3 protein-coding genes are annotated in these 6029 nt (G+C 43.9%); 1 reads left to right on the top strand and 2 read right to left on the bottom strand.

The genetic code is table 11. The features are described from left to right. Both JAO78_RS16350 and JAO78_RS16345 read right to left on the bottom strand, forming a co-directional pair. A partial coding sequence (locus tag JAO78_RS16350) for a DEAD/DEAH box helicase (protein WP_255654686.1) occupies positions 1 to 1276 on the bottom strand: 1276 nt, incomplete at its 3' end. A gap of 60 nt (positions 1277 to 1336) precedes the next feature. Further along, positions 1337 to 4018, bottom strand: coding sequence for a class I SAM-dependent DNA methyltransferase (locus JAO78_RS16345; protein ID WP_226752432.1), 2682 nt, complete (start codon positions 4016 to 4018; stop codon positions 1337 to 1339). 781 nt (positions 4019 to 4799) lie between these two features. On the opposite strand from JAO78_RS16345, the gene JAO78_RS16340 reads away from it, so the two are divergent. Beyond that, positions 4800 to 5618 (top strand): hypothetical protein, encoded by an 819-nt coding sequence (locus JAO78_RS16340; RefSeq protein ID WP_226752431.1) that lies wholly within the window; start codon positions 4800 to 4802, stop codon positions 5616 to 5618. The last annotated feature ends 411 nt before the right edge of the window (positions 5619 to 6029 follow it).

The raw sequence follows: 6029 nt of genomic DNA, 5'->3' as shown, positions 1-6029 counted from the left end.
GTTTAAACTGGATACTTGGTGCTAAAATTTGCTCCATCAATAAAGAGGTGGTGATAGCCTTCAGCATGTTATTCACTGACACCTTTACATCGTCATCCTGAGCGTCCGGCTGTGCGATAAGGTTGGTAAATTGTGCATGACTCTTTCCTTTGCAATCGCGGGTAGCGCGGCCAATGATCTGCACAATTTCTGTTAATGAACTGCGGTAGCCAATAGTTAACACATGCTCACAATAAGGCCAGTCGAAACCTTCTTTAGCCATACCCAGTGCAATGATGATGTCCATTTCATCGGCAGATTTGATATCCCGAAGATATGCCTGCACTTTGGGCCGCTTATTTGAGTCATCGTCCACGAGGTTGGCTAACTTAATTTTCCGACCTGATTTAGTCAGAATGTGGTGGATACCAGTTACCGGGTCTTGGAACTGTAATTCACCAAGCACATCAATAATAGAGTCAACTTCTCCATGCTTGTCCTTTGTGGATTCGCCGGAATTGACATTAGGAATATGAATAATGGTTTTCTTCGCCTCGTCGAGGACGGTCGGCAAAGCGTCAATATACTTGCCCTGATAGAAGTGATAACCAATGCCCAGCGATTTTAAGTACTGATAGCCGTTGAGCTGTTCGTAGTAGGTATAGGTAACTTTGGTAAAGAGCGCTTCATCTTCAGGTAACAGAATTGGGACTGTATCGCCCCGGAAGTAAGACCCTGTCATCGCAACAATATGAGCGCTGCTTTTTTTCATCAGTGCGTCAATTAAACCGCCCAATCTGCTGTCTACGTCAGCAGAGACATGGTGAAATTCGTCGATGGCGACTAAGCAGTTATCAAAGGCATTGACGTCCAGTTTCTCAAAAGCAAAACGCAGTGTGGCATGTGTACAAACCAGTATCTGCTCGTCTCCAGCCATGAATCGCTGGAAAATATTAACCTTGCCAGCTTCACCACCGTCTACACAAAGGTTGTGTTCCTTGCTGACAGTCCAGTCTGCAAAAAAACCATGTTCAGTGAGCGCTGTGCTTTGGAACGAGCCACCAATAGATTTCTCAGGTACTGCAACAATGACTTTGCGCACACCCTGATTGATTAATTTATCAAGCCCCAAAAACATTAAGGCTCTGGATTTTCCTGAAGCTGGAGGAGCTTTGATAAGCAGGTATTGGCTATTGCGCTCGGCAAAAGCGCGAGCTTGCATTTCCCGCATCCCCATATTGTTTAAATGCGTGCTTTTACCAGTTTGCTGGTATGTTACGTCGAGCAAATTGTTCATTGTATATCCCTTACACTTTGATTATTGGGCAGATACTTAGCTTTTCACCTTGGCCTGTTCTTAAGTATTTTGTACCAAAGATTCATACTTTTCTAGTAAGCAACTCAGTCGTTCTGACGCATCTTTAAATGGTTTATCGCGATACAATTTATCAACAGCACGGTCCAAAGCCTGATGTGCTTTAAGCAATGCTGGAGGCATTTTGTCTGGGTCATACAGTTGGGCCAGCGTTGCACCGGGGAATTCTTCTCGTGTGAATAATATTGTTTCAGCTAAGTCTTCAATCTGCTTTCGCTGTGATGCTGTGACTTCTGGCCAAGGAAAAGAGTTGTAGACAACAGATGCCGAGTATCTGTAACGACTTTCTAGACGACCTGCAACGAGTCGCATCCAATCGTTATGCAGAATGGAGCATAAAATGCCAAATTCGTATAGGGTGCCATTTGGAATGAACATATTGGCGTCTGAACAAATCACTTCATGGCCGAAAAAGCCAATCGGAACATATGTTCTGCGCTCTGAGGATACTCTCGGGACCAATATGTATCCGCCAGATTTAGGTTGGCTTACCTGAATGAAAAGGTGAGGCTTTTCTGCCATCTTTAGCGCAGCAGGATGCCCAGCTTTAATTCGCAATGCCCTTATTGCAGCCATTCTTTTGAGCACTTCCGGCATTTCGTTAAGCTCATCTGTTGTGGCATCTACAAGCCATAAGCACCATCTGTCTAAACCATTTATAAATTCATTGGCTCCAAGAATTTTTTTAATCCAGCGAGCCGCTTTTGGCTCTCTCGCAATTAATTCATCTTTTTCACGTAAATCTAAAAACAAATGGCCACCATCTGTGGGTTTGTTACCGAAAAGCAAGGGAGGAACGCCATTTACAATTGGTTTTACTGGAGTTCCAATCGCTATATTTGAGCCTTCGATTAGGTAAGGACTAATGTTCGAAACAGTTCGACTATGCCACTCATCATTTACCAATTGAAATAACCTGCGTGTCGCTTTTTTAGCGGTTAATCCGACAATTACTACATGAACCGCAGCTTTATCTCTGGCATTATTCGCCCACGGGAAAGTTGGGTAAGCAAAATGAATACTAAGACCAAGCTCAAAAATTCTTGGCCACAGAGTAGATACTTGCTCTCCCTGACAGATCGAGTTTGTCGATACCAAAGCTAATTCGGTTTGAGAGTTGGCAATGTACTGAGCGCCTTTCCAAAACCAGCAAGCAACGTAGTCCAGATAACCAATAGCTTTAAAGTCATTGAAAATAGACTGCATATTGGATTTTTGTTCTTCTGTTCTTCCTAATGTACCGAGGAAAGGCGGATTGCCAATTACATAAACTTCATCTTCTGCTGATTTAGGGCAGACATTTAACCAATTTAATGTGAGACTGTTTTCGTGAACAATTTTGCCTGTTGAACTTAGTGGCAATGTTGCAGGGGCATCACCAAATTCTTTTTGCCATTGTTTATTTAACTGGTGCTCTGCCAGCCAAAGTGACAATCTAGCGATCTCACAGGCAAAGTCGTCAATCTCAATACCATAAAATTGATCGAGATGGATTCCTGTGACAAATATGGCTTGCCCTTCAAGCTCTCGCAGAGCTTGAATAACTTCCATTTCCAGTTGTCTCAGTTCTTTATATGCGACGATTAGAAAATTACCCGAGCCGCATGCTGGATCGAAAACCTTAATTTGACCAAGTCTGACTAGAAGACTTTTCAGCGCTTTGGCATTTTTACGTGAGCTAACAAGCTCAGCACGCAATGGTTCCAGAAGCAGCGGCTGAATTAACTTCATGATGTTGCTGTAAGACGTGTAATGCTGGCCAAGGCTACTGCGTTGTTCAACATCTATAACCGCTTGGAACATACTGCCGAAAATATCCGGGTTGATAGCCGCCCAGTTCATCGCACAGCAATCGAGCAACGTCCGACGACCTTTCTTACCTAAATCTGGTATTGGTTCATCACTGGCAAAAAGTCCACCATTCACATAGGGAAAATCGGTAAAGTGAGTTGGTAAAGCTTTGCGCGACTCCGCATCTTCTGGTGTATTTAAAACCGTAAATAACTGATAAAGGAAATCATCAAGCCCACTGCCGTCCTCATCCGTGTAATTTTTGAGGGCCAAAGTGAATTGACCATCTTTGAAAATACCGGTGTCTTCCGCGAACATACAGAACAACAAGCGAGTCAGGAATACATTAAGGGCATGGATATCTTCTGGTTTACTAAGCTCGTTTTGCACTCGGATCAGGTCAAAAAGCTTCCCCATTTTTTCTGCGGCCGCAACATCAGCAGGGTTTTCACTGCCAATAATTGCTTTTTCAAGACCGACCAATGGAAGGAAAAAGCCATAGTTTCGCGGTAGCTCGTCAAAATCGATGTCCAGTCGATCTTTTGCCAGTGTGTCCCACGCAAGAATTCGCTGATAGTCTGTCACGATCACAAACCGAATTTTGTGTTTAGCAATCAATGGATCAGAAATTCGGGTGTCGAAGTCTGCTTCCAAATCTGAAGATTTTTCGCAGGGCTGGAAGTAGAGTTTAAGCTTGATACCGATATGGCTGGGCATAGTTGCAACGTTTCGGCTGCCACCTTGTTTCACCTGAGTGATGGTTGCGGTTGCAAAACCAAAAGCCTGCATAAAACCAAAGATGAATTCGCTGCGATCAGGTTCAGATACCAGACTTTCCAACTGCTCAATAATTCTGCCCTGATTCACAGCCATAATGCATCCTTTAAAACGCCGATTCTAATTATTCAAGTACTGCCAGATGTCCCTGAAATCTAACAGAAATACTATAATTAATCATCTAATTTCGCTGTGATAAAATATTGCAGTGCAGCGCAGTCACAGCGATCAAAGATGACTTTTCCCCTGTCCAACTTGGACAGGGGGCTACTCGGGGTGTCCAACTTGGACAGGGGGCTACTCGGGGTGTCCAACTTGGACAGGGGCTACTCGGGGTGTCCAACTTGGACAGGGGGCTACTCGGGGTGTCCAACTTGGACAGGGGGCTACTCGGGATGTCCAACTTGGACAGGGGGCTACTCGGGGTGTCCAACTTGGACAGGGGGGCTACTCGGGGTGTCCAACTTGGACAGGGGGCTACTCGGGGTGTTCAACTTGGACAGGGGACAATGCGGGGTGTCCAACTTGGACAGGGGGCTACTCGGGGTGTCCAACTTGGACAGGGGGGCTACTCGGGGTGTCCAACTTGGACAGGGGGCTACTCGGGGTGTCCAACTTGGACAGCGGGTGCTACTCGGGGTGTCCAACTTGGACACGGGGCTATTCGGGGTGTCCAACTTGGACAGCGGGGGAAGGGAAGATCATAGAGCGGACCGGAAGAAATCTTAATCACCTCAATGACCATTTGAAGAATATCCAGTGCAAACCGAGAACTCAATGGCGAAGAGCATATGGTATTCAATGCAACTAACAATGTGCTGATGTCGAACATATTATCCGATATACTCAAAAGTTGCCAAAGACTAGGCGGAGAGATATGAGTAACATTCTGGAGATAGATCTCGATAGAAAACTCGAGATCAGAATAAATAATGAGCGACCAGTCTCGTTGAAGGACTTATCTCTGTCACTTCTATCCTTCAATCACCAGTTTCATAAGTTTGTTGAATCTGAAACAGATAAGCTGACTGATGTTGGTACTGAGCTACTTATCAAAGAAGTTAGAAAAGGCTCAATTATCATCGAGTTGGTGTCGCAAGCTGCACCAATAGTGCCCCTTCTTTGGGAGGGGGGAACATTGTGCCAATGGTCAAACTTAGTCCAAGGTATATGTCATTGGCTTCTAGGAAAAACCGAAAATCCACCAAAGGAAGTGTCAAAACAAGACTTACAAGAGTGGTATAAATTTGTTGAGCCAGTAGCTAAAGACCATGGCTCACAGATGAATTTTATCGTCTCAAATGGTGGTACGGTAGTAAATAATTTTACGATTAACTCAACTGAAGCTAACGCAATCCAAAATGAAATTGGTAGAAAGATAGAGCGGCTTGACTCTCCAGAAGACCATGTTCATCGCCGAAAAGTGATGTACTGGTATCAGGCCAAGTTCGATCCTAACTCTGAAACGGGTAATCGGGCCATTATTGATGATCTTTCGAAGAAGAGCATGAAGGTCATTTTTGAAAATAATGCAGTTAAAGATGCCATGTTACATCCTCCAGAAGTATTCAAGAAGCAGTGGCATGAATTAGCGTATGTGGTTGATGTTGAAGTTGAAACTGTAAGAGGGGAGCCAAAAATGTATAAGGTTCTGAAATACTACCCAGAGTATACATTTGATCCTGAGGAGGATTAACCTATTAACTGTAACAATAGCAGGCACGCTCCGTTTTTTAATTGCAGATCCGAATTCAATACGAACCGGGCGTGCTGCGTGCCTTAATGTGTTGTGGCTTATATCTGATCTGACAGTTTGGCCGAGAGCTTCCATTCCAACCCGACAGTCAGTTATGAGCGAAATATAGTCTTTCACGCCCTGAATATTACACTTAGAAGTGGTTCACGGATGTGAGTTAATACAAATCAACGTCTTTCTCAGTTACTATTTGGTTGTTTAATATGCCCTTATATAGCACTCTCAAAAATAAGTGGTTATTAGTCTATTCTTAGTCATACTCAAAGAGACATACTTTATATTTAACAAAAGGATGATGAAATGGTAATGGATAAAATAGTTGTTGCTCTGGGATTGTTTTTTTTCTCCTTT

The organism is Alishewanella maricola (assembly GCF_016343785.1).
Lineage (GTDB): Bacteria > Pseudomonadota > Gammaproteobacteria > Enterobacterales > Alteromonadaceae > Alishewanella > Alishewanella maricola.
This window is presented reverse-complemented; position numbering and strand designations above follow the sequence as displayed.